This is a genomic window from Streptomyces similanensis (assembly GCF_039543625.1).
Classification (GTDB): Bacteria; Actinomycetota; Actinomycetes; order Streptomycetales; family Streptomycetaceae; genus Streptomyces; species Streptomyces similanensis.
Window position 1 is genome coordinate 24,334 of the sequence record NZ_BAABKC010000014.1, and the last position, 24,658, is coordinate 48,991.

Annotated in this window: 22 protein-coding genes; 9 read left to right on the forward strand and 13 right to left on the reverse strand. The window is 73.4% G+C overall.

From position 1 onward, the window contains the following. Positions 1 to 118: 118 nt before the first annotated feature. On the forward strand, positions 119 to 1,216 hold the full coding sequence (locus tag ABEB07_RS05950) for a hypothetical protein (RefSeq protein ID WP_345667326.1): 1,098 nt from the start codon (positions 119 to 121) through the stop codon (positions 1,214 to 1,216). Between the two features lie 48 nt (positions 1,217 to 1,264). Further along, positions 1,265 to 1,753, forward strand: a complete 489-nt coding sequence (locus tag ABEB07_RS05955; RefSeq protein WP_345667327.1) for a hypothetical protein — start codon at positions 1,265 to 1,267, stop codon at positions 1,751 to 1,753. A 54-nt stretch (positions 1,754 to 1,807) separates the two neighbouring features. Here the strand turns inward: ABEB07_RS05955 and ABEB07_RS05960 are convergent, their stop codons facing one another. The 5 genes from ABEB07_RS05960 to ABEB07_RS05980 all read right to left on the reverse strand — a co-directional run bounded on the left by ABEB07_RS05960 (position 1,808) and on the right by ABEB07_RS05980 (position 6,690). Continuing rightward, on the reverse strand, positions 1,808 to 3,334 hold the full coding sequence (locus ABEB07_RS05960) for an NHL domain-containing protein (protein WP_345667328.1): 1,527 nt from the start codon (positions 3,332 to 3,334) through the stop codon (positions 1,808 to 1,810). Between the two features lie 473 nt (positions 3,335 to 3,807). After that, the gene (locus ABEB07_RS05965) at positions 3,808 to 4,032 is read right to left on the reverse strand and encodes a hypothetical protein (protein WP_345667329.1); all 225 of its coding nucleotides are present in this window, start codon (positions 4,030 to 4,032) and stop codon (positions 3,808 to 3,810) included. 384 nt (positions 4,033 to 4,416) lie between these two features. Then, a complete protein-coding gene (locus tag ABEB07_RS05970; protein WP_176147924.1) occupies positions 4,417 to 4,584 on the reverse strand; it encodes a hypothetical protein in 168 nt (55 codons plus the stop codon). Positions 4,585 to 4,691: 107 nt separating this feature from the next. Further along, on the reverse strand, positions 4,692 to 5,147 hold the full coding sequence (locus tag ABEB07_RS05975) for an SRPBCC family protein (RefSeq protein WP_425588960.1): 456 nt from the start codon (positions 5,145 to 5,147) through the stop codon (positions 4,692 to 4,694). A 91-nt stretch (positions 5,148 to 5,238) separates the two neighbouring features. Continuing rightward, positions 5,239 to 6,690 (reverse strand): hydrolase, encoded by a 1,452-nt coding sequence (locus ABEB07_RS05980; RefSeq protein WP_345667330.1) that lies wholly within the window; start codon positions 6,688 to 6,690, stop codon positions 5,239 to 5,241. A 225-nt stretch (positions 6,691 to 6,915) separates the two neighbouring features. Here ABEB07_RS05980 and ABEB07_RS05985 point away from each other — a divergent pair, with 225 nt between their 5' ends. Continuing rightward, the gene (locus ABEB07_RS05985) at positions 6,916 to 7,182 is read left to right on the forward strand and encodes a GlsB/YeaQ/YmgE family stress response membrane protein (protein ID WP_345667331.1); all 267 of its coding nucleotides are present in this window, start codon (positions 6,916 to 6,918) and stop codon (positions 7,180 to 7,182) included. A gap of 176 nt (positions 7,183 to 7,358) precedes the next feature. On the opposite strand, the gene ABEB07_RS05990 is transcribed toward ABEB07_RS05985, so the two are convergent. Further along, positions 7,359 to 8,138 (reverse strand): GNAT family N-acetyltransferase, encoded by a 780-nt coding sequence (locus tag ABEB07_RS05990; RefSeq protein WP_345667332.1) that lies wholly within the window; start codon positions 8,136 to 8,138, stop codon positions 7,359 to 7,361. Between the two features lie 190 nt (positions 8,139 to 8,328). Then, positions 8,329 to 8,991, reverse strand: a complete 663-nt coding sequence (locus ABEB07_RS05995) for a chaplin (protein WP_345667333.1) — start codon at positions 8,989 to 8,991, stop codon at positions 8,329 to 8,331. A 263-nt stretch (positions 8,992 to 9,254) separates the two neighbouring features. Here ABEB07_RS05995 and ABEB07_RS06000 point away from each other — a divergent pair, with 263 nt between their 5' ends. Further along, on the forward strand, positions 9,255 to 10,883 hold the full coding sequence (locus ABEB07_RS06000; protein ID WP_176147930.1) for an alpha/beta hydrolase: 1,629 nt from the start codon (positions 9,255 to 9,257) through the stop codon (positions 10,881 to 10,883). A gap of 116 nt (positions 10,884 to 10,999) precedes the next feature. Here the strand turns inward: ABEB07_RS06000 and asnB are convergent, their stop codons facing one another. Continuing rightward, on the reverse strand, positions 11,000 to 12,841 hold the full coding sequence (gene asnB, locus ABEB07_RS06005; protein WP_345667334.1) for an asparagine synthase (glutamine-hydrolyzing): 1,842 nt from the start codon (positions 12,839 to 12,841) through the stop codon (positions 11,000 to 11,002). 340 nt (positions 12,842 to 13,181) lie between these two features. Here asnB and ABEB07_RS06010 point away from each other — a divergent pair, with 340 nt between their 5' ends. Both ABEB07_RS06010 and ABEB07_RS06015 read left to right on the forward strand, forming a co-directional pair. After that, positions 13,182 to 14,282: a baeRF3 domain-containing protein gene (locus tag ABEB07_RS06010; RefSeq protein WP_345667335.1), complete on the forward strand. Its 1,101-nt coding sequence runs from the start codon at positions 13,182 to 13,184 to the stop codon at positions 14,280 to 14,282. Positions 14,283 to 14,355: 73 nt separating this feature from the next. Further along, positions 14,356 to 15,381 (forward strand): Gfo/Idh/MocA family protein, encoded by a 1,026-nt coding sequence (locus ABEB07_RS06015; protein ID WP_345667336.1) that lies wholly within the window; start codon positions 14,356 to 14,358, stop codon positions 15,379 to 15,381. Positions 15,382 to 15,549: 168 nt separating this feature from the next. Here ABEB07_RS06015 and ABEB07_RS06020 read toward each other — a convergent pair whose 3' ends face one another. Then, positions 15,550 to 15,963 (reverse strand): SsgA family sporulation/cell division regulator, encoded by a 414-nt coding sequence (locus ABEB07_RS06020; protein ID WP_345667337.1) that lies wholly within the window; start codon positions 15,961 to 15,963, stop codon positions 15,550 to 15,552. A gap of 414 nt (positions 15,964 to 16,377) precedes the next feature. Between ABEB07_RS06020 and ABEB07_RS06025 the strand changes: the two genes are divergently transcribed. Then, positions 16,378 to 17,784 carry a SpoIIE family protein phosphatase gene (locus ABEB07_RS06025; protein WP_176147934.1) on the forward strand — a complete coding sequence of 469 codons (1,407 nt, stop codon included), beginning with the start codon at positions 16,378 to 16,380 and terminating at the stop codon, positions 17,782 to 17,784. A gap of 42 nt (positions 17,785 to 17,826) precedes the next feature. On the opposite strand, the gene ABEB07_RS06030 is transcribed toward ABEB07_RS06025, so the two are convergent. After that, complete coding sequence (locus ABEB07_RS06030) at positions 17,827 to 19,320, reverse strand: DNA-binding protein NsdB (RefSeq protein ID WP_345667338.1); 1,494 nt, start codon at positions 19,318 to 19,320, stop codon at positions 17,827 to 17,829. 59 nt (positions 19,321 to 19,379) lie between these two features. Next, a complete protein-coding gene (locus ABEB07_RS06035; protein WP_345667339.1) occupies positions 19,380 to 19,556 on the reverse strand; it encodes a hypothetical protein in 177 nt (58 codons plus the stop codon). On the opposite strand from ABEB07_RS06035, the gene ABEB07_RS06040 reads away from it, so the two are divergent. Then, positions 19,555 to 20,694, forward strand: a complete 1,140-nt coding sequence (locus tag ABEB07_RS06040; RefSeq protein ID WP_345667340.1) for an aminoglycoside phosphotransferase family protein — start codon at positions 19,555 to 19,557, stop codon at positions 20,692 to 20,694. The two genes, ABEB07_RS06035 and ABEB07_RS06040, sit on opposite strands and share 2 nt — an antisense overlap. Before the next feature lie 298 nt (positions 20,695 to 20,992). Beyond that, entirely contained in the window at positions 20,993 to 23,026 is a 2,034-nt protein-coding gene (locus ABEB07_RS06045) for an N-acetylmuramoyl-L-alanine amidase (RefSeq protein ID WP_425588961.1), read from the forward strand. 63 nt (positions 23,027 to 23,089) lie between these two features. Here the strand turns inward: ABEB07_RS06045 and ABEB07_RS06050 are convergent, their stop codons facing one another. Continuing rightward, entirely contained in the window at positions 23,090 to 23,587 is a 498-nt protein-coding gene (locus ABEB07_RS06050; RefSeq protein WP_164588275.1) for a hypothetical protein, read from the reverse strand. A 118-nt stretch (positions 23,588 to 23,705) separates the two neighbouring features. Continuing rightward, positions 23,706 to 24,614 carry a universal stress protein gene (locus ABEB07_RS06055; RefSeq protein ID WP_345667342.1) on the reverse strand — a complete coding sequence of 303 codons (909 nt, stop codon included), beginning with the start codon at positions 24,612 to 24,614 and terminating at the stop codon, positions 23,706 to 23,708. Positions 24,615 to 24,658: the final 44 nt, after the last annotated feature.

Sequence of the window (24,658 nt, forward strand, 5' to 3'; positions counted from 1 at the left end):
TCAGAGAAAAAACTTCTCGCCCCATGACGGCCGTGATAGCTTCCCTTTCCGGAACGTGCGCAGATTCCCATTCCCACTTCACCGAACGCGGTTCGACCGGATCAGTCGAGGACGAGGTATGCCTTCCAACGCGTACAACCTGGAACGGGCCAAGCGCCGGCCGCTGACGAAGAAGAACCTGCGGGAACTCGACATCGAGCAGAACTGGCAGTCCGTCCTGGACCACCCCGACCTGGTCTACGTCGACGACTACGGTGTGCGGCACAAGCCCGTCGGGTTCTCCGTGAACAAGTCGAGCTTCGGCTCCTTCCCCGGCTCCGCGTCCAAACTGGGCTGGCTCGCCTACATGAACCTCGGGGAGCCGCTGATCGAGGAGCGGCGTGACGTCGACCAGCCCCCGCCCGACACGTTCTCCTCGCGCACCTACGTCAACCGCAGCGAGAAGTCCTCGATGACCTTCACCGACTCGGTCGACTTCACCGTGTCGAACGAGGTCACGTGGTCGCTCGGCGGAGAAGCCCAGTTCACCTTCGGCGGCAGCGTGGGCGCGGAGCTCCAGCTGATGCTCCAGAACCACCTGCAGTTGGACCTCCAGTCGCAGCTCCAGACACAGGTCCAGAACGACCAGGAGAACAAGAACACGAACACGGTGACCAAGGAGAACAGCAAGGACGACATCGGCACGGACATCGCGGACGCCACCGAGACGAACATGAAGAACTCGGCGGCGAACTCCGCGGCGAACTCGGTCACGAACTCGGTGGCGTTCACGACCCAGGGCAGCGCCACCGGCAGCGCGGAGCTCAACGCCCAGTTGATGCTGGGGATCACGGCTTCCGTCGGCGGCTCCCTGACCACCAGCTGGGCCTCGCACTCGCAGATCTCCGGCGAGGTCCCGGCAGGCTGCCGCGTGGAGACCATGGTCACGCAGCGGCGTTGCCGCAGGCAGTACTCCTACGAGATCCCGGTGACCTTCTCCGGGCTGCTCGCGGTGATGTACGACGTGCCGGTGGCGGTCCTCTCTCCCCCGCAGCCCGGGGACCACCCGGGCCTCGAACGGCTGGTCGCCCGCGACATCGGCGACATCAACCTGGCGGGCGGCGGCTTCCGTATGAAGGGGTGGGCCGAGGTCGTCTCCGCCTTGGACGTCCACCACACGATGTTCGACGCCGAGAGCCTGGCCGGCAGCGAACGAGAGCTGCACAAGCAGCCTTGACCGGGCGGGCGGACGGCGCCGCCACAACGACGACCAGGGGTGATGACCATGGTGTTCGACAACATCTTCGGCTTCGCGGGCAGGGGAGCGGGGCTCTTCTCCGTGACCACCGACAGCACGAAGCCCCAGCCGGGGGCGGGCGTCGACTTCGAGGACGCCGATGACGACACGTACGACGACACGAGCACGAGCCTGTTCGACAGCGCGATCCACGGGGCTTCCTCCCGGGCGAAGATCGTGCAGGAGCAGTCCCCCGAAGCGCGGGCCGTTCTGGGCTTCCTCGGCTCCTTGATCCAGACCACGCAGGCGTCGGCCGGTGCACAGGACCGGTACGCCCAGGATCCCGGCTCGGTGTCCGCGGCGGCGTCCGCCGGCATGCGGGAGTCCAGTGCGACGGTGAAGCAGCACGGCGACCTCCAGAAGGACGAGGACCTGGAGAGCAGGCCGAAGAAGAGCGACTACAGCAAGCCGCCCAAGGCCCCGGAGACCCCCAAGGCCTCCAAGCCGACCGCCGAGGACCCGTCCGCCTCCCAGTAGGGACCCGGCCCCCGAGGGGCCGGAGGGCGAAGTCGCCCTCCGGCCCCTCGCGCGTCACACGGGGAGCAGGTGCCACTGCCGGTTCCGGTGGTCGCCCTCCGCCCCGTCCTGTGTGATCGCCGCGCGGGCGTTGGTGTCGGTCCGCAGGAGCAGACCGCTGTTCCGGTTCGCGATCTCGTACGTCGCGGGGGTGCCGTTCACGGAGCCCACGGGGATCAGCCTCCAGTGCTGGTGGCGTGCGTCGCCGCCCTCGTAGGCGCGCTGCGCGACCGCCGCGCCGGTCGCCTCCCGCGCCCCGACGACCTCCAGGACCTTGCCGCTGCGCACGTTCTCGATCGTGTAGAGGACGTCACCCTCGTCCTGGCCCGCCACGACCAGCCGCCATCGCTGGTGGTCCCGGGGAGCGGCGAGCGACTGGTGGATTTCGGCCCCGTCCTTGACGGACTCGCGCAGGACTCCCATCCGCAGCCTGCTGCGGACGTTGGCCCAGGAGACCACGGTGCCCGAATCGGGCAGCCCGGCCATCCTCGCCGACGCGACCTTCCGGATCCGGTGGTTGGCGTGGTCGGCGATGTAGAGGGTGTCGACGCAGTCCACGGCGATCCCGTACGGGCTGTTCAACCGGGCCGAGGCCGCCGGGCCGCCGTCACCGCCGAAGTCCGCGGCGCCTGTGCCGGCGACCGTGCTGATCTTCCCGTCCGCCGTCACCTTCCGGATCCGGTGGTTGTGGTAGTCGGAGACGTAGAGGGTGCCCGCGCTGTCGACCACCACTCCCACAGGGGTGTTCAGCCGGGCCGAGGCCGCCGGGCCGCCGTCGCCGCCGAAGTCCTTGGCGCCCGTGCCGGCGACCGTGCTGATCTTCCCGTCCGCCGTCACCTTCCGGACCCGGTGGTTCTCGGCGTCGGCGATGTACAGGTTGCCCTCGCCGTCCACCGCCACTCCGTACGGGCCTCTCAGCCGGGCCGAGACGGCCGGGCCGCCGTCGCCGCTGAAGTCCTTGGCGCCCGTGCCGGCGACCGTGCTGATCTTCCCGTCCGCCGTCACCTTCCGGACCCGGTGGTTGTTGTAATCGGCGATGTAGAGGACACCGTCACTGTCCACCGCCACCCCGAACGGGCGGTCCAACCGGGCGGCGGTGGCAGGCCCGCCGTCACCGAGGAAGCCCTTGGCGCCCGTGCCGGCGACCGTGCTGATCTTCCCGTCCGCCGTCACCTTCCGGACCCGGTGGTTCTCGGCGTCCGCGATGTAGACGGCGCCCTCGGCGTCCACCGCCACGCCGCGCGGATAGTTCAACTGGACGGAAAGGGCCGGGCCGTTGTCTCCCTTGGTCCCCGCGGTGCCGCTCCCCGCGATCGTGCTGATCTTGCCGTCGGTCGTGATCCTCCGGATCCGGTGGTTGCTGTAGTCGCAGACATAAAGGGCGCCGGCGCCGTCCACGGCGACCCCGCACGGGCGGTTCAACTGGGCCGAAAGCGCGGACTCGCCATCCCCTTTGGCCCCCGACTCCCCCGTACCCGCGACCGTACGAATCGGAGGATCCGCGTGCTCGCCACCTGTGGTGGTCTCGTGGGCAGTGCTCATCGTCATCCCTTCGCCGTCCACCGGGCGGCCACTACGAGTGGTCGCTGCATGACTCCAGAAAGTCACAGAGGCGTTGGGTTGGCAAGATCACCTTCCGGGTGTACCGCGCACAGCACGTTGACGAGGCACGGCACCGGACCGGCCGCCGGTCCCCGTCGGACGTGCGCCGCAGAGGTCCGAGGGGCCGGGCCGTACGTCCGCACCGCCCTGACGGTCAGCGGGCGGTGCAGTGCGCGGCCGGTCGGCCGCCGACGGCGAAGTGACGGCGCGGCCCTCGGGCCCGACCCGGTCCTGACCCTTGTCGGCCCACATGCCGTCCGCCTTGAACGCGTCGGCGAAGGCGAGGGTGTACGTCCCGGTGATCAGACGCCCGAGTGCGAACTCGCGAAAGAAGACGCGTTCGTACGGTGGCCGGGCGCCACCGACGGTGATCTTCTCGGTGCTACGTCCCAGAGGTAGTACGCGACACCCCGTCAGGTATGGGATTCGGAGCAGTTGTTCTTGTGGTTTCCGGTCCAGTCGCTCAGGGCGGGGACCACGGCGAGTTCCTGGACGCACACGTCGGCGGCGGTGAAGTTCCAGGTGTCCGGCGCGTCGACCCCACGGCCGAGATCGCCGTCGTCGTCAGCGGCGGAGGCGGGTGTGACGGCGGAGAGGACCGCGGCGGCCAACAGGCCGCAAGTGATGATCTTTCGCATGAGCGGTCAACGTGTCCCCGCTCCCGCGGGTCACTCGGGGTCGGATCAGGTGGTCTCCGGTCCTGGGGAACCGGCGGCACCCTGGCCGGCAGGTCGTGTCTCCGACCCGGACGGCGGATGCCCTGCGGTCGAAGCGACCGCAGGGCATCAGGGTCGGCGGGCCGGCGGAAGGGAACTCCGAACCGGCCGGTCATGCTCGTCCACGCCTTCAACGGCGGCTACCTGCGACCCGCCGAACTGAAGGCGGAGAGCCACGACAAGGGAATCCAGCTGTCCACCACGCTCGACCCGGCCACCGAGGACGAGCAGGGCCACCTCTGGTTCATCCCCCCGGCGGCTCCTCAGGAAGGGCTCATGCCTCCGGGCGCGGGCCGTCGCTCTCCTTCAGTCCGCCTCCGCGGCGGGCACCACGACCAGGAAGGCGTCGTCCTCCAGGTCCATCACCACCGTGGCGGGCTGTCCCTCCGCGCGGCGCCGCGCCGCGTACTCCTCGGCCGGCCACGACCCGCGCGGACAACCTGCGGGAAACCGTTCCAACACCTTCGCACCCATACCGGCAGACACCTCCGCATGTCCTCGTCCGCTGCCCTGAACCGGAGCGACTCGTACAATCCGCCTGCCCGCAGAAGACGAGAGCATGTGCGCGCGTCCGCGCGGGGTCAGTCCGGCGGGACGAGCCAGGGGTCCTGAGGCAGTGGAGTGCCGGTCTCGATCAGGGACTTCAGGTTGGACAGCACCGCGGGCCAGCCCCGGGCCGCCGCCGCCCGGTCCGCCGCGTCCCGCAGGTCCTCGTGGGTGACGGTGAGCCGGACGATGTCGCCGTGGGGCCGGACGGCGAAGGTCACCCGCGAGGGCCGGTTCTCCTCGTCCCCGGGCGGCGCCCAGGTGGTCACCAGCAGGGTCGGGCGGTCGGCCGTGACGACGGTCCCGACGACGTCGGCGATCCCGGAGCCGTCAGTGCGCACGTGTGCCCAGCGGGAGCCCGGCGCCCAGTCCGAGACGTTGCCGTGGCCCCAGTAGACGGCGGTGAGGTCGGCGTCCGTCAACGCGTCCCAGACCGCCTCGGGTGTGCTCTCGACGTAGCTGACGTACACATAGCTCGGCTGGTCGGTCATGGCTTCCTCGGCGGCGGGGCCAGGTCGGTGCAGTCTCCCCCGGCCCCGCCGCGCCGGACCGGCAGGCGGGTGTTCCTCTGCGTGTCGCGCGTCAGCCGACGTCGAGCGCCGTGTCGTCGAGGACGAACGACGTCTGGAGCTTGGAGCCCTCGGTGCCGGTGAACTTCACGGTGATCTTCTGCCCGGCGTAGCCGCCGAGGTCGAGGACGCGCCGGGTGTATCCGGTGGCGGCGTCGAGGTTGGAGTACGTCGCCAGGGTGGCCAGGACGGCGCCGGAGCTGTTGAGGACCTGCGCCTTGAGGGTGTCGTAGGCGGTGGCGGTGGTCTCCGCGGTGTCGACGTGGAGGTAGAAGCTCAGCGTCGCGCCGCAGCCGGCCGGGATGGTCGCCGACTGGGAGAGGGTGTCGGTGGTGGCGGTGCCGTTGCCGTCGAGCCAGGCGTAGTACGAGCCCGAACGCGCCTTCTGTGCGGTCGAGTTGGTGATGACGCCGCTGCTGGCGCTCCAGGTGGAGGCACCCGACTCGAACCCGCTGTTGCCGAGCAGTTGCGCGGCCGTGCAGGAACCGGTGCCGCCGCCACCGCCGGTGGTGGTGCCCGAACCGGCCAGCCAGGCGGTGGCGTTGAGGGCGAGGGCGGCGTTGGTGGCGCCGGGGTCGTTCCAGCCGTCGTAGAGGGTGTTGCCGGACTGGCCGGTGCCGTCGTCGATGGGCGAGCTGTCGCCCCAGAAGGCGACGCGGCCCTTGCCGAAGGCGCTGGTGACGAAGAACGCCCCGGTGTTCCCGGAGTAACCGCTGCGGTAGACCAGGCCCTTGACGGCGGAGTTGTCGGCCGGCTTGAGGGTGGCCGTGGTGCCGTTGGCGAACAGGCTCTTGGTGACGGTGCCGAAGGAGCCGTGCAGAACCGGGTCGGCGCTGTCGTTCACGGCCGCCGGGTAGCCGGAGTCGATGTTGAGCGCGTCGATGGAGAAGCCGAACGGGTCGGTGGCGTCGACGCTGTTGTTGCTCATCAGATCGTTGAGGATCTGCACCGAGTCCTTGCCGTCGTTGTTGCGGTCGGACGCGTTGTGGTCGGAGATCATGAACAGCCCGCCGCCGTTCTTCACGAAGTTCATGATCGCGGTCTTCTCGGCCGCCGTGAACGCCGTGTTCGGCTCGGGCAGGACCAGGGTGTCGAAGTTCGCCAGGTCGGTCGCCGACGAGCCGCCGTAGGCGAGGCTCGAACCGGACGACAGCGTCTTGAGGCTGTAGCCGCCGGTCTTCTGGAGGGCCACGCCCCAGGAGGAGAGGGCGCCGGTCCAGTCGGTCTCGGCGGACGGGGAGGGGTCCTGGCCGAGCGGGTCGGGCTGGCTGGTGGAGATGATCCAGTCGGCGTTGCCCGCGGTCTCGGCGTGGGCGTTGTCGAACAGAACGCGGTGGGTGGTGGCGGCGGCCGCGTGGGCGGGCGCGGCGCCGGCGGACGCCTGCACGGCGGCCGAGGCTGCGAGCAGGCCGAGAGCGGCCAGGGCGGTGGGGAGCCTGTGGGGGGACCTGCTGAATCCGAGCATCCGGCGAACCTCCGAGTGGGGTGAGGCGGGGAGCGGTGCGGGTGCGGCATCTGCGCGCGTAGACCCGGCCGAGCGGGTCGAGTGTTCTACACGCGTCGACTGATTGAAAGGTACATGGCATAGCTGAACGGTGAACAGAAAGTCCCGGCAATGACACGAACGGATTGCCCGTGTCCCCAGTGGGCATGCGAACACCGCAAGGGCGTGCGACGAAGAGGGGCGAAGATGGAGATCAGCGGCATCATCAGTGCCATCGTCATCGGCATCATCATCGGTGCCCTGGGACGGCTCGTCGTCCCGGGCCGACAGCACATCGGCATCCTCTGGACGATCCTCATCGGCATCGTGGCGGCGCTCATCGGAGCGGCCATCGCGAGCGCGCTCGGCGTGGACGACACCAAGGGCGTCGACTGGATCGAGTGGCTCATCCAGATCGCTCTCGCCGCGGTCGGCGTGATCGCGCTGGACCGGGCGAAGGCGGGCAGCCGCTGAACCGGTCGCAGGAGGCGCGGCACGCGAAGAGACGGTGACGCCCGTCCGGCCGCGCCCCTGTTCGAAGGCCCGTGGGGCCGGTGGAACCGTTCACGAACGGTTCCACCGGCCCCTCATCGCGTCCACGGCCGCCCGCACGCCCCCGCGCCCGCGGCCGCGCGCTCACCAGGCCGCGGCTACGGCTCGTACGTGTACGGCGTCGTCGTGGTCAGCGGGGCGAAGCCGAGCCGTTCCAGGATGGGGCGGCTGAGGTCGGAGGCGTCGACGTGCAGGTGGCGGTAGCCGCGCTCGGCGGCGACGCGGGCGCGGTGGGCGACCAGGGCGCGGTAGAGGCCCCTGCCCCGCCACGCCGCCACGGTGCCGCCGCCCCACAGTCCGGCGAAGTCCGTGCCGGGCGGCAGGTCCGTGCGGGCGGCGCTCACCGGCTCGTCACCGGCCAGGGCGACCACGGCGACCAACGTCTCCGGCGCGGCGGCGAGTTGGGCGAGGACGCGGTGGCGCAGCCGGGAGCCGTCGGCGCCGAAGGCCCGCTCGTGCACGGCGACCAGCGCGTCGACGCCGGCCGCGTCGGTGACGGCGCGCAGCCGGACCCCTTCGGGCGGGGGGACGTCGAGAGCGAGGTCCGCGATCTCGGCGACCATCAGCGTCTCGGTCGGCTCGGGTGTGAAACCCGCTGCCGAGAGCCGCTGTCCGAGGTCCGCGGGGCGGTCGTGCCCGTACAGCTTCCACTCGAAGGCGCGGCCCAGGGCCCCGAACCGGGCGATCTGCCCGGCGATCGCCGCGTCGGCGTCCTGCTCGTCCAGCGCCGACCACAGCACGCCGTTCCAGTCCCGGGCGCCGGCGCCGACGTGGCGCACCACACCGCCGACGCGCTCGATCCGCGCCCCGGGCCCGTCGGGCCGGGCGCCTTCGCGCAGTTCCTGGTCATAGCGGGCGAGCACGGCGGCGTGATCCATACGGCCACTTCAGCAAACGGGGGTGCCGGGGGCAACGGGATTAAGGGGACGGGGGCCTTGGCCGGGCATGGGACCGGCCTCCGGTCCGGGTCCTGTCGGGGACCTGGGCCGGAGGCCGGGCCGGGGCTGGGCGGGCCCCACCGGTCATGTCACGCGTGCGGTGGGGCCGATGCCGGGGCCGGGGTCCGCCTCAGCGGTTGGCCCCGGCACGGGAGCGCCGGTACAGGACGGCGCCGCCGAGCAGCAGCGCCGCGCTGGCCGCGGCGGCCGGCAGGGTGGCGTCCGCGCCGGTGTGGGCGAGGGACGGCTCCGTCTTCGGCGCGGCCACCGGGTGCGGCAGCGGCTTCGGCTTCGGCGCGGTCCGCTCCGGCGGCGTGACCGGCGCGGGCGCCGGCTCGTCCACCGAGCCGTTGGTGGAGGTGTTGCCGGTGGCCGGGTTGCCCACGCCCACGACGTTCACGCTGTTGCCGGTGACGTTCACCGGGACGTGCACCGGGAGCTGGACGACGTTGCCCGAGAGCACCCCGGGCGAATCCTTTCCGCTCGCCTGGGCGGTCGCACCGTCGGCCGAGGGCGCCCGATCCCTCCCGGCGGACGCGTTGGCGCAGTGGTTGCCGGCGGCGGGGTTGAGCAGCCCCACCACGTTGACCGTGTTGCCGCACACGTTGACCGGGATGTGCACCGGGAGCTGAAGGGTGTTGCCCGAGAGCACTCCCGGCGAGCCCACCGCCGCGCCGTCCGCCGCGGCACCGCCGTCGGCGGCGAACGCCGCGGACACCGGCACCGTCATCACCATCGCGCCTGATGCGGCGGCGGCGACGGCGAGCACACCGTTTCGGGTAACCCGTTTCATAGGTTCTGTGCCTTCCAGACTTGGTCGCGGGCGCTCGCCCGCACCGGGTAAAACGCTGGTGAACGATCGGGGTTATGGCCGCCCGGCCATTCACCCTTTCGGGCGTCCCGGATTTCGAATGCCGCGTGGAACCTCGCACGGGCGGCCGACGCGGAGGTGCCCCGGTCCGGCGAGGTCTCGCCGGGAGGCGGTCCGTGCCGAGTCCTCTTATGGTGAGCGAGGGCGTTGTCCCGGTCCGCGGCGGCGCGTCCCTGGAGGCAACGATGCGGGCGAAGCTGTCGTCGCGATGCGCGGCCCGGCGTTGCGCGGGCGCCGGAGCCGTCGCGCTCACCCTTCTCGGATCCTCCCTGCTCGCCCCGGCGGCGGCCGCGAGCGGCGGACAGCCGGGCCTGGAGCGCTTCTACCGCCAGAAGGTGGCCTGGTCGGCGTGCGAGGGCGGCGCGCCCGAGGACATGCAGTGCGGGAAAGTGACCGTCCCCGTCGACTACGCCCGCCCGGGCGCGGGCACCCTCGACCTGGCCCTGGCCCGCTACCGTGCGACCGGCCCGGCCAGGCGGGGCTCGGTGGTGCTGAACTTCGGCGGCCCGGGCGGCTCGGGCGTCGCCTCGCTCGGCTCGGACGGCAAGCAGTTCATGGACCTGACCAACGGCTACGACGTGGTCTCCTTCGACCCCCGGGGCGTCGGCCGCTCCTCCCCCGTCAGCTGCGGGGTGGACGCCGGCGGGGCCGCCTCGGACAGCGGCGGCACGAACGACGCCGATCTCGCGGACGCGCAGGCCGCGCGCAAGGTGCTGGACGAGTGGAAGAAGGTGGCGGCCGAGTGCGCCCGCGACTCCGGCCCGGTCCTGCCGCACATCGGCACCGTCGACGCGGCCCGCGACCTGGACGTCATACGCCAGACCCTCGGCGACGACAAGCTGAACTACCTCGGCTTCTCCTACGGCACCCGGCTCGGCGCGGTGTACGCCGCCGAGTTCCCCGGCAAGGTGGGCCGCATGGCCCTGGACGGGGTGGACACGCTGACCGAACCCCTGGCCGAGCAGGGCCGGGTCGCCGCCGAGGGCCAGCAGACGGCGCTGGACGACTTCCTCGACTGGTGCGTGCGGGACCTCGCGTGCCCGTTCGGACAGGACCGGCGCCGGGCCGGCGACCAGGTGCTGCAACTCGTCCGGTCGCTCGACGAGAACCCGGTGCCCACGGGTTCCGGCGGCAAGCTGTCCGGCCAGGACCTGGTGGGCGCGATCGGCCAGGCGCTCTACAGCAGATCGCTGTGGCCGTCCCTGGAGCGGGCGATCGCCTCGCTGGTCGAGGACGGGGACACCAGGGGCGTGCAGGCCTTCTCCCCGCTCGGCGCCGCTCCCCCGGGCCCGGCGGTCCGGCAGCGGGACGCGGTCCGGGCGGGCGGCGGACTGACGGACGGCGGTGCGGTGCCGCCGGACAACATGGCGGCCGCGAACATGGCGATCAACTGCGCGGACGACCCGGACCGGCCAGCCGCCGCGCAGCTCACCGCGGACCTCGGCCGGCTGGCCGCCGACTACCGGCAGGCCTCGCCGGTCTTCGGCCGGTACCGGCTCAACGAGCTGCTGATGTGCTACGGCCGGCCCAGGGGCACCGAGTACATCCGCGAGAAGGTCAAGGACGTGCACACGGCGAAGATGCTGCTCGTGGGCACGCGCGGCGACCCGGCGACGCCGTACCGCTGGACCGTGGAGACCGCGCGGCGGCTGGGCTCGTCGGCCGTGGTGCTCGACAACCGGGGCGACGGCCACACCGGCTACGCGTCCTCCACGTGCGTGCACCGGAAGGTGGACGACTTCCTCCTCTACGGCTCCCTGCCGCCCGACGGCAGCTCCTGCCCACCGGACGCGGAGCCGGACGACGGCGGGTGAGCCGGACAGCGAGCCGAGCCGGGCGGACAGGCGCGCCGGGCGGGCGGGCGCGCCGGACGGGCGGGCGCGCCGGACGGGCGGGCGCGCCGGACGGGCGGGCGCGCCGGACGGGCGGGTCAGCCGGTGACGATCTCCGGGCGGTACAGGTCCAGCCACAGCGCGAGGTCGAGGGTCTTCTCCAGGCCGCGCCGGGCCGCCTGCGTGCTGACGGGGGCGTCGCGGTAGGCCGCCTCGCGCACCCGCTCGCGGTCGACCAGGTCGAACACCGGGTGACCCGGCCGGGCGAGCAGCTCCTTGACGTGGCCCTGGAGGGCCTGCGCGTACGCGGGGTCCTGGGTGGAGGGGTAGGGGCTCTTGACCCTGTCGTACACGGACTTGGGCAGCAGGTCCGCGGTGGCCTCCCTGAGCAGGGTCTTCTCCCGGCCGTCGTACGACTTCAGGGACCAGGGCGCGTTGTAGACGTACTCGACGAGCCGGTGGTCGCAGAAGGGCACGCGGACCTCCAGGCCGACCGCCATGCTCATCCGGTCCTTGCGGTCCAGCAGGACGCGGACGAAGCGGGTCAGGTGCAGGTTGCAGATCCGCCGCATCCGGTACTCGAAGTCGCTCTCGCCGTCGAGGCGCTCGATGCCGGCGACGGCGGCGCGGTAGCTGTCGTCGACGTAGCGGGGCAGGTCGAGGGCGGCCGCGAGGTCCGGGCGCAGCACGTCGCCGTCGTCGCCGAAGTCGCGGTGGAAGCGGACCAGCCAGGGGAAGGTGTCGGCGCGGCGCGCCTCCTCGTCGAAGAACTGGAGGTAGCCGCCGAACACCTCGTCGGCGGACTCGCCGGACAGGGCGACGGTGGAGTGGTCGCGGATGCTGCGGAACAGCAGGTAGAGCGAGGCGTCCATGTCGCCGAAGCCCAGCGGCAGGTCGCGGGCGCGCAGCACCCTGGCCCGCACCTCCGGGTCGGCGAGGGTCTGCGAGTCCAGCACGATGTCCTGGTGGTCGGTGTGGGATGCCTCGGCCACGTCGTGGACGAACGGGGTGTCGGGGGTGGCCCGCAGTTCGTCGGCGACGAAGCGGTCGCTCTGGCCGACGAAGTCGACGGCGAAGCTGCGCACCTTCTCGCCGCGCTCGGCCAGCTGCCGGGCGGCCAGCGCGGTCATGGCGGAGGAGTCGAGACCGCCGGAGAGCAGGGTGCAGCGGGGCACGTCGGCGACGAGCTGGCGGCGCACGATGTCGTCCAGCAGGGTGCGGACGGTGGCGACGGTGGTGTCGCGGTCGTCGGGGTGCGGACGGGTCCGAAGCGTCCAGTAGGCGCGGGTGCGCGGGCCGGTGCGGTCGACGGTGACGACGGTGCCGGGCTCGACCTCGCGCATGCCGTCCCACACGGCGTGTCCGGGGGTCTTCACGAAGGTGAACAGCTCGCGCAGGCCGTCGAGGGTGACCCGGCGGCGGGCCAGCGGGTTGGCGAGGATCGCCTTGGGCTCGGAGCCGAACAGGACGCCGTCGGGGGTCGGGTGGTAGTAGAACGGCTTGATGCCCATGCGGTCGCGGATCATCACGAGCTTGTCGTGCCGGCCGTCCCAGACGGCGAAGGCGTACATGCCGTTGAGCCGCTCGGCGACGGCGTCGCCCCACTCGAGGTAGCCGCGCAGCACGACCTCGGTGTCGGAGTCGGTGGTGAAGCGGTGGCCGCGCCCGGCGAGGTCGGCGCGCAGTTCGGTGAAGTTGTACGCCTCCCCGGAGTAGACGAGCGCGACCGTGCCGTCCGGGGTGGCGGCGGTCATGGGCTGGCGGCCGCCGGGCAGGTCGATGATGGCGAGCCGGCGGTGTCCGAGGGCGGCGGGGCCCTCGGTCCAGGTGCCGCGGTCGTCCGGACCGCGGCAGGCCATCGTCTCGGTCATCGCGTTCAGTGTGGCGGCCTCGGCGCTCAGGTCGCGGTCGAAGGAGATCCAGCCGGTGATGCCGCACATGTCCAACCTCCTGGCGAGAACCAGTTGCATCCTGCACCTATATGACGAGCGTGTGCCTCCGGCGGCCGGCGGTCAACGCGGCCGTAACAGGAACGCCCGTGCGCGCCTCGCACTTTCGGCCGCCCTTTGCTCCCGCGACACCCGCGATCCGGCCGCCCACCAGGCAGGGGCCGCCAGAATTCGGCCATTGGCAAAGATTCACCCAACATCCCCGATCGCCTACGATCCGGCCCTCGCCGCGGCCTTCGGGCGACAAGGCGGCCACCGCAACCAACTACCCCGCACGGCCGCCCCGATTACTCCAAATGCCCGATATGCGAATCGGCCCTATGGTGCTGTCATGGAGCACGATCTGAGTCCCGCGACCCTGGCCGAGCTGCGGCGCCCGCGCAGCTATCCCGCGGTGTCCGTGCTGACGCCGACGCACCGCCGGGAACCCGACAACAACCAGGACCGGGTCCGGCTGCGCAACGCCGTGGCCGAGGCCAAGAAGCAGCTGGAGAGCGACCCGGCGGTCACCCGGGAACGGCGTTACGACGTCGAACGCCAACTCGACCAGGCACTCTCCGAGGTGGACCTGACCTACGCCGAGGACGGCCTGCTGATCTTCGCCGCCCCCGGTGAGCACCAGGTGTGGTCGCTGGGCCGCACCGTTCCGGAGCGGGTGGTGCTCTCGGACACCTTCCTCACCCGCAACCTGGTCTCCGCGCACGCCGCCGAGCGCCCCTTCTGGGTGCTCTCCCTCGCCGCCGACCGCGTGACCCTGTGGAGCGGCGGCGGCGGCCGGGTCACCGAGGATCGCGTCGGCGGCTTCCCGCGCACCCGTGACCTCGCGGAGAACTTCGACGCCGAACGGCAGGAGCAGGTCGGCGACGCGCCGAGCGCCTTCCGCGACGAGCGCACGTACCGCTTCCTGCGCGAGGCGGACGCCGCGATGAGCACGCTGCTGCGCCGCTACCCGCGCCCGCTGTACGTCACGGGTGAGCCGGGGGCGCTGGCGGTCCTGGACGAGCTGGGCGGCGTCGCCCGGCAGGCGGTGCACGTGCCGCACGGCGGCCTGGCGCACGGCTCCCCCGACGCCGTGTGGCGGGCGATCGCGCCGGTGCGTGAGGAGCAGAACCGCCGGCGGACGGAGGCCGTGGCCCGGGAGCTGGAGGCGGCCCGGGGACGCAAGGAGTTCGCGGCCGGCGTCGACGAGCTGTGGCGCACGGCCCAGGAGGGCCGGGTACGGCTGCTGGCCGTCGAGGAGAACTACCGGGTGACGGTGCGCGACGACGCCGGCGCCCACCTGGTGCCGGCCGAGGGCGGCGACCTCGACGCCCGCGAGGACATCGTGGACGAGATCGTCGAACGGTGCCTGGAGACCGGGGCCGAGGTGCGCTTCGTCCCGGACGGCATGCTCGGCGACGAGCAGGGCATCGCCGGCGTGCTGCGCTACTGACGGCCGCTCCCGCCGCCCGCCGTCCGGCGTCTACGCTACGGCGTGGTGATCGTCGGCGAGGAGGGAGCGGCGGATGGCTGACCTGCTGGGCGTGGCCGTGCTGGGTGCCGGGCACATGGGGGCCGATCACGTACGGCGCCTCGACCGGGTGGTGAGCGGCGCCCGGGTGGCCGCGGTGGCGGACCCCGACACCGCGCGGGCGGCCGCGGCCGTCGCCGGGATCGAGGGGGCGTCCGTGCACGCCGAGGCGGCGGCCGCGCTGGCCGCCCCCGGCGTCCAGGCGGTGCTGATCGCCTCGCCCGGGCCCGCGCACGAGGAGGCGCTGCTCGCCGCCTTCGCGCGCGGCCTGCCGGTGCTGTGCGAGAAGCCCATGGTGCCCGACTCGGCGGGCGCGCTGCGGGTGGCGCGGGCCGAGGCGCGACTCGGGCGCCGGCTCGCCCAGATCGGTTTCATGCGGCGCTACGACGCCGGGTACCTGCGGCTGAAGTCGCTGCTGGACAGCGGGGAGTTGGGGCGCGCGCTGATGCTGCACTGCGTGCACCGCAACGTCTCCTCGCCGCCGCACTTCACCAGCGCCATGCTGATCAACAGCTCGGTCGCGCACGAGATCGACGCGGCGCGCTGGCTGCTGGGCCAGGAGCTGACCGCGGTGACCGTGCTGCGTCCGGCGTCCTCCGCCGGCGCGCCCGCGGGGCTGGTGGACCCTCAGTTCGTGCTGTTCGAGACCGAGCGGGGCGCGTTGGTGGACGTGGAGGTCTTCGTCAACTGCGGCTTCGGCTACCAGGTGCGCTGCGAGGCCGTGGGCGAGACGGGCAGCGCCCGGATCGGCGAGGAGCACGGCATGGTCGTGACCGCGCGGGGCGGCGCGCGCGAGGAGGTGCCGCAGGACTACCTGGTGCGCTTCGCCGACGCCTACGACCGCGAGGTCCAGGCATGGGTGGACGCCACCCGGCGCGGGCGGGTCACCGGGCCGAGCGCGTGGGACGGCTACGCCGCCTCGGTGGTCGCGGAGGCCGGGGTCCGCTCCTTGACGGACGGCGGCCGGGTGCCGATCGACCTGGCCGCCCGGCCGGACCTGTACGCACCGGCCGGCCGCTGAGAGCGGCCGGCGGGCGACGCCGTGCGGAGTCGCCCTCCGGGCGCCCGGCCCTGTGCGCCCCCGGAGTGCGCGCCGCGGACCGCCGTGAGCCGTCGTACGCCGCTGCGCGCCGCCGCGAGCCGTCCGGGCCCCCGGCCGACCCCCTCCCCCGAGCGGCGCTCGTGCCGTTCAGACCGTGCCGAACAGGGCGTCGAGCCCTTGTTCGACGGCCGCGCCCACGTCCTCCTGGCCGGGGGCGACCACGGCGTAGCTGCGCAACAGGAAACGGCGCAGTGCCGCGGTGTCGAACTGCAGGAGGGCCATGCCGGCCGGCGCGTGCAGTTCGAGCACCGTCCGGGCCGCGCCGCAGGGCCACAGGTGCACGTCCCCCGTGCCGGCCGGGCGGGCGAGGCCCTCCTCCAGCAGGGACCGGGCGAACGTCCAGGAGACCTCCGCACCGTCGACGGACGCCTCGGGCGGGAAGTCCACGTGCACGGCCAGCGGGTCGGCGGCGGCGTAGCGCAGCGTGGCGGACGCGACGAGTTCCCGCTCGTCCAGGGTGATCAGACGGGCTTCGGCTGTCTGTTCGAGGGTGATGTCCATGCTCGGTCCCCCTACGGGTCATGGGTCGGCCGGTTTCGCCGTGTCTCCTTAGGAGTCCGCAGGGGCCGTTCGCAGTACGCCCGATCCGGGTCCAATTGATGTGACCTGCGTCACCCTCCCGTCGAGGGACGCCGCGAACCGGTCGAGACGGAACACGTTGCCGTCGAACACCTACATGAGCGTCCGCCCCGACGCCCCCGCGGACCGTCGCATCACGTACCGGCGCTACGTCCCGCCCGTCCGGGCGCGTACGCCGAAGAGACCGGGGAGCCACGCCGGGAAGACGCTGGCATATGCCAGAGGCACCACCGGCGCGGGTGTCGCCAAATCCCTTACGGGCCGTCGCCCGCTGTGCGACAGTCGTGACGGTCCCTCCCGCCGCCCCGGCCCACCGTCCCCGCATCGGAGTGCGTCATGCCGTCCCCACTGTCCGCGGACCCCTCGTCGGCCCTGCCGTCGGGGCGCGGCGCGGTGGACGCCCTGATCACTCAGGCGCGCCGGCTGAAGGGCGAGGTGGTCGCCGTACGGCGGGAGGCGCCGGGCGACACCGCCGACCCGCAGGGCCGCTGGGAGCGCGCCCTGTGCGATCTGGCGCTGCACCAGCTCGCCGATCTGGACGCGCACTTGGCGCAGCTGCGAGACGGTCCGCCGCTCTCGCCGGCCGCGGCCGCTCCCGACGGCCCCGGGGCCGACGCTGCCCCGGAGCCGTCCGGTGCGCCGCACGGTTCACTGCTGAGCCGGGTCGGCAGCGCGGAGTGGAACCTGCTCACGGACGAGGCCGGCTGGTCCGCCGAGCTGTACCGGATCCTCGGTCTTGACCCGGCCGGACCCGCCCGCACCCTCGACGAGCTGCCCTCCCTGGTGCTCGACGAGGACCGCCCCCTGCTGACCGCCCTGGTCACCGACTGCCTGGTCGACGCCCGGCCGGTGGAGGGCGAGTTCCGTGTCGTCCGGCCGGACGGAGCGGTCCGCACGGTGCATTTGATGGGCGAGCCCGTGCTCGACGCCGACGGCGCCACCGCCGCCATGTGGGCGGTGCTGCGGGACGTCAGCGAACTGCGCCGGAGCCAGTCGGCGGTGCGCGAGACCCGTGACTCGCTGCACCGCGACCGGCGTCCGGCGCACGACGGGCACCGGCTCGCGGTCGAGCCGGAGGAGGTCGCGCTCCCCCCGTGGCGCGGCTTCCCCCGGCTCCCGCACCCCGGCGGCCCCGCCCTCGACCTGGCGGCCGCACCCGGCGGCCCGGTCGCGGGCGGCTGGTGCGACGCGCTGGAGCTGTCCGACGGCACCACCGTGCTCACCGCCGGCGCCCTCGCCGACCCGGGTCCGGGCGGCGCCGCGGACCCCGCGATGCCGCTGGGGGCGCTGCGCGGCATGGCGCTGGCGGGCGCGGACCCGGCCCGGCAACTGGCCTGCCTCGGCCAGTTGCTGACCGCCGCCCCCGGGCCGTCCCTCGCCGGCGCCGTCTGCTGCCGCTACCGCCCGGACCCGCGCACCCTGGAGTGGGCGCGGGCGGGCGGCCCCGCTCCCCTGTTGTTCCGCGCCGGGACGGGCCGGGTGCTGGACGCGCCGCAGAGCGCCCCGCCGGGCGCCGGGCAGGCCGGAACGGCCCTGGGCGTCGGCGACGTCCTCGTGCTGCGCACCGGCCGGCCGGCGTCCGGACACGACGAGGCGGACACCGTACGACGCCTGCTCGCGCTGGCCCCCCGCCTCGGGTCGGCGCGCAGCGCGCGGGACTGTCTGCGGGTGGTCCTGGCGGAGTTCGGCGGGAGCGGGCACGCCGACGGCCTCGATGTGCTGGTCGCCAGGGTGCTGCCGTAGAGCGGTGCGTCGGCGGACGTGCTCCGCCCGGGCGGGGCGCCGTTACGCCGGTGCGCTGCCCGCGCCCTTGGTGCGCGGCTTGGGCATGACCTGCCGGATCTCCTCCCGCAGTTCGTGGATCTTCGGATAGGTCGCGTACTGGGCGGTGAGCCGGTACATCTGCCGCAGCCGGTCCCAGGTGCGCTGGGAGGAGTTCGAGCCCATCGCCATCAGGGCGAGGCGGGCGTAGCCGACCGCCTGTTCGGGATCGTCCGCGATGAAGCACGCCGAGGCCATGGACAGATGGTCGAAGATCTTCGACCGCTCACGGCCGTCGATCCGCAGCGCGAGGGCCTTCTCCGCGAAGTGCCGGGCGTGCGGGGCCGCGGCCGGGTCGAACTCCGCCAGCGTGCGGTAGGCGAGCGCCTGCATGCCGTAGAGGTCCTCGTCCTTGAAGGTCTGCATCCAGTCGAGCGGTTCCGCCTCGCCCCGGACGGAGACGAAGAGGTCCTCCGCCTGGCCGAGGGTGCGGCGCATGGCCTGCCCCTTGCCCATCGACGCCTGCGCCCAGGCCTCGATGGTGTGGAACATCGCCTTGGTGCGCGGCTGGAGCCGGTCGCCCGAGCCGGACTGGGCGAGCTTCATCAGGTCCATCGCCTCGTCGGGCCGGCCCAGGTGGACCATCTGGCGCGCCGCGCGGGACAGCGCCTCGCCGGCCCGCGGCCGGTCGCCGCCCTCCCGCGCGGCGTGCGCGGCGATGACGAAGTACTTCTGGGCGGTCGGCTCCAGGCCCACGTCGTGCGACATCCAGCCCGCCAGGACGGCGAGGTTGGCCGCGACGCCCCACAGGCGCCGCTGGAGGTGGGGCGGGTGGTGGTAGGCGAGCATGCCGCCCACCTCGTTGAGCTGGCCGACCACCGCCTTGCGCTGGAGCCCGCCGCCGCGGGCCGCGTCCCACGCCCGGAACACGTCCACCGAGTGTTCCAGTTCCTCGACCTCCTGCGCCCCGACGGGTGCGGCGTCGTAGCGGTCGAACCCGGCGGGGTCCGCGTACAGGGGGCTGTTCGGTCGGGGGGCGTCGGCCTTCAGGGTCGGATCGGTGTGCAGCCAGTCGTGCATGGCCGCGCTGAGTGCGGAGCCCGCGGTGAGCGCGGCGCCCGCGCCCACCAAGCCGCGTCGGTTGAGCATGAGGTCCATTCCCGTGAATTCGGTGAGGACCGCGGCGGTCTGCTCGGGCGCCCACGGCATGCCGTCGGGATGTTCCACGTCCCCGGCGCCCTGCCGTTTCCCCGTGCGCCCGTGCCGTACCAGACCGAGGTCCTCGATGGTCACGACACGGCCGAGACGCTCGGTGAACAGGGCCGCCAGCACCCGGGGCACGGGATCGCGCGGGATCTCTCCCATGTCGATCCAACGCCGGACCCGTGAGGTGTCGGTCGCCAGCTGCGGGTGGCCCATGGCCGCCGCCTGCCGGTTGACCAGTCTCGCGAGCTCTCCCTTGGACCAGCCGGCCAGGCCGAACAGGTCCGCGAGACGGGTGTTGGGTTGTCCTGTCACGTCAAGCCCCCAGGTACTCGGCTGAGTTGACAGTAGACCCGGTGAGAGTTGCCGGGCGACTATTCGCCAGGGTTCGCCAGGGTGCGCCAGATGGTGTGCCACTGGGCTACGGGTGTCAGGTAGGAACGCGCCACCCCGACCCGGTCGCCGAGGGACATTCCCCAGGGTGCACCCGGGCAGCCGGGCCGGGCGGCGCGCGTCAGCAGCAGGCACACGAAGGGATCTGTCTCGCCCATGTACGCAGCATCGTCCTCCGTGTCCGCCCCGCCCCGGCCGCTGCGCCCCCGCCAGGGCGTCGGCGTCCCCTACCTCGACCCCGCGCGTCCGGCGGCGGCCCCCGCACTCGGTGTCGGCGTGGCCCGGCCACGACGCGCCCCGGGACCCGGCGCCGGACCGCTCAGCGGCCGGCTCGACCTGTCCGGCCCGCAGGGCGCCCAGCTGCGCGCGGCGCTGGTCTCGGTGCAGCGGATCTGTCCGGAGTTCGCGCCGGTGCAGGTGCTGCGCCGCAGCGGGCGGTCCGTCCTCCTGGTCGGCACCACCGGGCGCAGTACGGCCGTGGCCAAGTGCTTAGTGGACCACTCACCCAAATGGGCCGAGCGGTACCGGCACGAGATAGCGGCATACCGCTCGTTCGTCCGGCACCGGCCTCCGGTCCGTGTGCCCCGGCTGATCGCGGCGGATCCGGACAACTGCACCCTGGTCGTCGAGCGCGCGCCGGGCCGGGTGGCCGCCCTCCAGCGGCATCCGGTGGAGGCCCCGCCGCGGGCGGACATCCGGGCGGCCCTCGGCGCGATCTGCCGGCTGAACGCCTGGCGCCCGCCGGCGGGCACCTTCGACGCCCCGCTGGACTACGCCGACCGCATCGCCCGCGACCACGAGTCGGGGCTGCTCACCGACCGCGACCTGGGCGACCTGCAGAAGCTGCTGCACGGCATCGCGCAGGCGTCCGGCCGGCAGGGCATGGGCCAGTTCTGCCACGGCGACGCCCTGCTCTCCAACATCCTGCTCTCACCGGCCGGTCCCGTGCTGGTGGACTGGGAGCACGCGGGCTGGTACCTGCCGGGCTACGACCTGGCGACGCTGTGGTCGGTGCTCGGGGGCGCGCCGGGCGCGCGGCGGCAGATCAGCCAGTTCGCCCAGGCGGGCGGCCCGGCGATCCGGGACGCGTTCCTGGTGAACCTGATGCTCGTGCTGACCCGCGAGATCCGTGCCTACGAGACGGCCGTGCAGCGCTCGATGAGCGACACCGCCCCGACCGGCGCCCACCCCGGCGCCCTGTCGGCCGGGGAGGAGCAGCGGCTGCTGCTGCGGCGGCTGCACGACGACTGCCAGATGGCCCGCCGGGCGGTGCGCGCGGCGGTCGGCACCCGCTGAGGCGTGACGGAGGTCCGTGGCGCGCCCGCCCCCGGCGGCGCACCGCGGACCTTTGTCACGCCCGGCCTCGGCCTCCCGGACGGAATTCTCTCGCGGGGCCCTCCTGACGCGCCCATTGGTGTACGCCACTGACGCCCCGCAGGCCCGCGCATCGCCGCCCGGAAACTCGCCGGGACCCCGCTTGACATGGGAAATCGCCTTCTCGCGCGCATGATTGACGGATCGTCGGCCAGCCGGTACCACTGATCCACGCCGGCCCCGCACGCCCCGCCCCGCCCGAGCGCCCCTGGAGGCTGCATTGCGAGGATCCGCCACCGACCCCGGTCCCGTCCCCGGCCGCAGATCCGCGCCGGAGCGCGGACCCGCGCCCGGCGTGGGCGGACGTACCCGCCGGACGGCGGCCGCCGCCGTCGCCTCGGCCGCGCTGCTGCTGCCGCTGCTGGGCGCGGCCCCGTCCGCCGGCGCGACCGCGCCGGCCGCCGGGGACGACACCGGCCGGCTCCAGCGGGCGTTCGTCTCCGCCGCCGCCGAGTACCACGTGCCGCTCAGTGTGCTGCTGGGCGTCTCCTACCTCCAGTCGCGGTGGGACGGGCACGGCGGCGCCCCGAGCGTGACCGGCGGCTACGGCCCGATGCACCTGACCGACGCGCGCACCGCCCTGGCCCGCGCCCCGCACCACAGCGAGGGCGCCGAGGACGCGCGCGGCGACAGCGCCCGCCCGGCCCTGCACCCGACCCGGAGCGTGCCCGCCAACGCGCAGCTGCCCGCCCGGCTGAAGACCCTCACCGAGGCGGCCCGGCTGACCGGTCTGCCCGCCGAGCGGCTGCGCACCGACGAGGCGGCGAACATCGAGGGCGGCGCGGCGCTGCTGGCCGCCGCCCAGAAGAAGGCCGGCGAACCGCTGAGCGCGGACCCGGCCGACTGGTACGGCGCCGTGGCCCGGTACTCGGGCGCGGACGACAGCGCCACGGCGGCGGCGTACGCGAACGACGTGTACGGGGTGATCCGCTCCGGCGAGCAGCGCACCACGGACACCGGGCAGCGCGTCGTGCTGACCGCCCGGCCGCGGCTCGCCCCGGCCGCCGCCCAGCTGGCCCGGACCGGCCTGAGGCGGGTCTCGGCGGCCGGCACGGAGTGCCCGGACACGGTGTCCTGCGAGTGGATCCCGGCGCCGTACCAGGAGTTCGGTACCGACGACTACGGCAACCACGACCTGGGGCAGCGGCCGAAGTCGCAGCGCATCCGGTACATCGTCATCCACGACACCGAGGGCACCTGGGACGGTGTGATCAACCTGGTGCAAGACCCGACCTACGTGTCGTGGAACTACACGCTGCGCTCCACCGACGGGCACATCGCCCAGCACGTGAAGGCCAAGGACGTGGCCTGGCACGCGGGCAACTGGTACGTCAACGCCACCTCGATCGGCCTGGAGCACGAGGGCTTCCTGGCCGCGCCGGACGCCTGGTACACGGAGGCGATGTACCGCTCCTCGGCGCGGCTGGTGAAGTACCTCGGCGCGAAGTACGGCATTCCGCTGGACCGGCAGCACATCCTCGGCCACGACACGGTGCCGGGCCCGACCACCTCCACGATCCCCGGCATGCACACCGACCCTGGTCCCTACTGGGACTGGCGGCACTACTTCGAGCTGCTGGGCCGCCCGTTCGCGGCGACCGCCGGCAAGAACGGCGGTCTGGTGACCATCCGTCCGGACTACGCCGTCAACCAGCCGGACTACACCGGCTGCGACGCGCCCGGACAGCCGTGCGCCGCGCACGGCTCCAACGAGGTGCGGCTGTACTCGCAGCCCGACGTCTCCGCGCCGCTGATCAAGGACATCGGCCTGCGGCCGGACGGCGGTGACTCCACCGCCGACGTGAACGACGTGGCCTCGCGGGTGGAGACCGGGCAGCAGTACGCGGTCGCCGGGCGGCAGGGCGACTGGACGGCGATCTGGTACCTGGGCCAGAAGGCATGGTTCCAGAACCCGGCGAAGCAGGCCACCGCGGTGAACGCGGCCGGTCTGGTGGTGACGCCGAAGGCCGGCGCGGACAGCGTGCCGGTGTACGGGCGGGCGTATCCGGAGAAGGAGGCCTATCCGGCGGGCGTGCCGGTGCAGTCGGTCAGCCCGTTGCCGTACAAGCTGCTCGCCGGGCAGAAGTACGTGATCGGCGACATGGTGCCGGGCGAGTACGACTACTCGGTCACCTTCACCGAGGACTCGCACAAGGTGGTCGTCGGCAAGGACCTCTACTACGAGATCCAGTTCGGCCACCGGGTGGCGTTCGTCCGGGCGGCGGACGTGCGCGTGGAGCCGTCGGGGATGTGACGGCGCGCGGGGCCGGCCTCGGTGGGAGGCCGGCCCCGCGCGGTCGTGGTCGTGGTCGTCCGGTCAGCCCTGCTGGAACAGCTCGGCCGGCAGCGGCTTGAGGAGGGCGTACAGGTCGTCGGTGATGGGCCGGTCCCAGGCGGCGATGGTGACCAGGACGCCGTCGCTGCGGTCGAACTGCACGCAGGAGACGCGGCTCTCCGAGAGCTTCAGGCGGCGCACGATCAGCAGGTTGTCGCCCTGGAGCACCGGCATGTCCTCGGTGCCGACGACGGTGACCTCCTCGTCGTTCTCCAGGGCCAGCAGCAGTTGGGCGACCTCGAAGGGGATCTCGCCCTCGGGGACCTCACGGGCCGGGGAGCCCTCGGGGAGGTTCCCGATGATCATCGCGGTGCCCCGGCCGCCGAACAGGTCGTAGCGCAGGAAGACGCCCTGGCAGGTGCCGTCGGGCGCGGGCAGCAGCCCGGCGCCGAGATTGCCGGGCCAGTCGCCCGGGTCCATGGCCAGTACGTCGAAGTCGGGCCCGGCGGGGGTGGCGCTGCGGCGACGGAGGAACGACATGCCGCCATGGTACGTGTCCGGGCGGTCGGCGCGACGTGCGGGCGGCGCCCGACCGGGGGGCGGTCGCCGCCGCCCGCGGGGCCCCGGCCGGGCCGCGTCGCCCGGGCGGCGGTCGCGCTCACTCCTGCGGGGGCGCCGGGGGGACGACCGCGATCGGGCTCGGCGCGTGCAGCAGGACGGCGTGGGTGACCGAGCCCAGCATCCGGGCCGGGGAGAGCAGGCGCCGGCGGTGGCGGCCGACGACGACCAGATCGGCTCCCTGGGCGGCCGCGACCAGTTGGCCGGCCGCGTCGCCGGGCGTCACGGTGACGTCGGCGGCCACGTCCGGGTGCCGGGTGCGGTGCGCGGCGAGGAAGTCCTCGACGAGGGCCCGGGTGTCGCGCTCCACCGCGTCCTGGTCGACGACCGGCGGGGCGACCTCGCCGGGCACCAGCCAGGGCTGGACGGGCCACGGATAGGCGGCGACCGCCTGGAGCCGGGCGCCGCGCAGCGCCGCCTCGGTGAACGCGAAGGCGAGCACGGCCTCGTCGGGGCCGTCGGCGTCGACGCCGACGACGATCCGCGCTCCCGGTGCGTGCGGCGCCTCGCCGGGCGTCGCGCGGTCGGTCCGGGGCACCACGACGACCGGGCAGTCGGCGTCGCGGGCGACGGCGAGTCCGTTGGAGCCGAGCAGCAGGCTCGCGAAGCCGCCGCGGCCCCGGGAGCCGAGCACCAACAGCTGGGCGGTGGAGCCCAGTTCGGGCAGCAGGGCGCCGGGCAGTCCGTCCAGGCCGAGGTATTCCACGGACACCGCGCCCGTGTCGCGGTCCGCCAGGCGGGCGCGCGCCTGGTCGAGCACCGGGTCGTCGTCCTCGCCCTGCGGTGGTCCGGCGACCAGGACGTCCGGCTGGTACCAGGCGGCGTACTGGCGCACATGGACCGCGCGCAGCGGCGCCTCGCGGCGCCGGGCGGCGTCCAGGGCCCAGTCCAGGGCGCGCAGGCTGTCGTCGGAGCCGTCGACCGCGACGACGACCGGTGGGGTGCTCATGGGTTCCTCACCTTCGGATGGCGACCGTCCCCCTTCCGGGGCCG